At 67.8% G+C, this 1,171-nt stretch carries 2 protein-coding genes; both read right to left on the minus strand.

Going from position 1 to position 1,171, the window contains the following annotated elements:
- On the minus strand, positions 1–350 hold a 350-nt coding region (locus AC1DU6_RS32090; RefSeq protein ID WP_477862249.1), incomplete at its 3' end, for a glycosyl hydrolase family 28-related protein.
- Positions 347–1,171, minus strand: an 825-nt coding sequence (locus AC1DU6_RS32095) for an alpha-L-fucosidase (protein ID WP_477862251.1), incomplete at its 5' end; no start/stop codon positions are given. The genes AC1DU6_RS32090 and AC1DU6_RS32095, both read right to left, overlap by 4 nt.

Consider the following 1,171-nt stretch of genomic DNA (forward strand, 5'->3'; position numbering starts at 1 on the left):
CCGGCCTCGTTCGGCTCGGGCAGGTCGTAGCGCGCCACGCTCGCGTCAACCGCTTCGATCACCGCGCCCGCTTCCAGGTAGAGCGTGATATTGCTCTTGAGCCTTATCGACGCGGACAGGTAGCGCCCCGGCGGGAAATAGACAGTACCGCCGCCCGCTGTCGCTGCGGCAGCAATGGCCGCATTGATCGCTGGCGAGTCGAGCGTGCGGCCATCGCCCTTGGCGCCGAAGCGCTTGACGTCGAACAGCGAGCTCGTGGGTATGGGCGGCGCCGCCAGCGAGCAAGCCGGCAGCGCGGCAACGAGCGCAATCGCCCGTGCCAGGAAATGTCTGCGGATAGGTAGCGTCATGCGAGTCCTCCGCMCGAAATCTTCAACGCCACGGCCGGCGAACCAGCCAGGCCTTCAGGCAGCCGCACCTCCAGCCCTTGCGGCGTGCGCTTGAACGGCAGGCTGTCGGTGGAGCCCACGGCTTCGACGCGCTCGATCGCGCCGGGAGCAAGCGCCGAGTCTTGCGCCAGCGCGGCGATGCGCATGACGCCGTCCGTCGGCCACGCCAGCCCGATGGCGTAGAGCGCGCCGGCCTTCGTCGTGAAACGGATGTCCTGGGTGGTGAAGCCCTTGAGTTGGCCTTCGCTGAACATCCCACCACCGACCTTCGTCGGCCCTTCGCCGAAGGTGCGCCACGGCCGCGTGCCATGGATGGCCTCGCCGTTGCGGTCCATCCAGGCGGCGATGTCTTCCAGGACCTTGCGCTCGTCGGCATCGATGGTGCCGTCGCCGCGCAGCGGGATGGACAGCAGCAGGTTGCCGTTCTTGGAGACGATGTCCGCCAGGCGGTGGATGACGCTGGCGGCCGACTTGTAGCCGTGAGCGTCGAAGATGCCGCGGTTGTAGTGCCAGTCGCCGATGCAGGTGCAGGTCTGCCAGGGCAGCGGCTCGATGCCGGCGCGCTGGCCGCGCTCGAGGTCCTCCACCACGCCGCCACGCATTACGGGTGAGAGCTCCTTGGCGTTGATGACTGCCTCTACCTTGCCGTGCCAGGCCATGCTGGCGTTGTAGTAGTGCGCCGCGATGTCCAGGCCGGCCTGGCCGAGCGGCAGGTGAGCGTTGTCGAAGTAGACGAGGTCGGGCTTGTAGCTGTCGATCAGGTCGCGGCAGCGCAGGAACCA

Source organism: Roseateles sp. P5_B10 (assembly GCF_056400485.1).